Below are 1,579 nucleotides of genomic sequence, written 5' to 3' on the forward strand. Positions count from 1 at the left end.
GCCCGCGATCGTGTTGAAGCAGTGCGCACAGGACACGACGATCTTTTGTGGCTTGGCGTCGTTGAGGGTGTCGATTGCTTGGGCGGCCAGCATTTGGAAGAGCGCCTCGTTGCCGGCGCGGCGGGCGGGGTCGCCCGTGCAGGACTCGCCGGAGCCGAGGACCGCGAAGGATACGCCCGCCGTGTGCAGGAGTTCGGCGACGGCGGCGCTGGTTTTTTTCGCTGTGTCGTCGTAGGCGCCCGCGCAGCCCACCCAGAATAGGTAGTCGACCTGTGAGGCGTCCTCGATGTCCTCGCCGACGACGGGGATGTCGAAGTCCAGTTTCTTGGCCCAATCCATGCGCTTGCGGGCAGGGCGGTTGTAGGGGTTCGCTTTGGATTCCATGCCGCGAAATGCGCGGCCCAGCTCGCGGGGGAATGCGCTTTCCATGAGGACTTGGTGGCGGCGCAAGTCGAGGATGTGATCGATGTGTTCGATGTCGACGGGGCATTGTTCGACGCAGGCTCCGCAGTTTGTGCAGTCCCACAGGACTTCTTCGGAGACGACCACGGGCACGATGGGGGCGGTGACCGCGGAGACTCCCTCGGGGCCTGTGGCGCCTGATAGGGATAGTGCGGAGACCAGGTCGAAAGAGTGTGGCGAGGCGGGCACGCCCTTATCGAGGAGGACCTCCCCGGCTTGAAGCTTCTGGTGGCCCTCCTCCTGTTCGACGATCTGCACGTTGGAGGCGGACTCCATGTGGTCGCGCAGGCTCATGATGAGGAGCTTGGGGGAGAGGGGTTTTTGAGTATTCCATGCGGGGCACAGTTCCTGGCAGCGGCCGCATTCGGTGCAGGCGTACAGGTCCAGGCGCGCCTTCCACGAGAAGTCGTCGACCGTGCCCACTCCGAGGACCGTGTCCTCGGGCAGGTCGTCGAAGTCGTCCTCGCTGGTGACCGGTTTTCCGTCAATGAGCATGTGATCGGCCGGACCCAGGGACTTCGTGCCGTCGGCGTTTCGGCGCGTGTACAGGTTGAGGATCGCGACGAAGCGGTGCCATGCGACACCCATGCCGGTCTGGATGCCGACGACAGTCAGCCAGGTCATGGAGGTGATGACCTTCAGGGCGCTGACTGCCACGATCGCGTTGGCCAGCGAGGTGGCGGAGGAGGAGGCTGTAGCCGTGAAGAGTGCGCCCAGCCAGGCGGTGAGCGGGAAGTGCAGGGCGGTCGCGTGGGCCTCGAGGCCTGGAGTGACGCTGAAGAGCGCGTATTCAAGGCCGCGCAGCGCGACGACGCACGCGCACACGATGAGGATGACCCACTCGACGAAGAGGGCCTGCCAGCGGGTTGAACCCAGGAAGCGGGAAGCTAGGCCCTTTGGGGAGGAGTCGCGCGGGTGGGGGCGGGTCAGGGACGAGGGCGGGGTGCCTTTCGGATCAACTGCGCTGGCAGCACCGTCGGGGTCGTCGTTCGAGAGGGCCGCCTCGGCGGCTGTTCCGCGCCCGGCACGCTGGCGCACGATCATGAGGCCGATGATGCCGGCCAGGCCACCCCACGCGAAGACCTCGGTGAGCCACTCCCAGGGCGCGAAGTGGCCG

Annotated in this window: 1 protein-coding gene; it reads right to left on the reverse strand. The window is 66.1% G+C overall.

Annotated features, from left to right (window positions below; translation table 11 throughout):
- Positions 1 to 1,579, reverse strand: a 1,579-nt coding sequence (locus tag BQ7477_RS08565) for a (Fe-S)-binding protein (protein ID WP_129582564.1), incomplete at both ends; no start/stop codon positions are given.

This window comes from Actinomyces bouchesdurhonensis (assembly GCF_900128465.1).
Classification (GTDB): domain Bacteria; phylum Actinomycetota; class Actinomycetes; order Actinomycetales; family Actinomycetaceae; genus Pauljensenia; species Pauljensenia bouchesdurhonensis.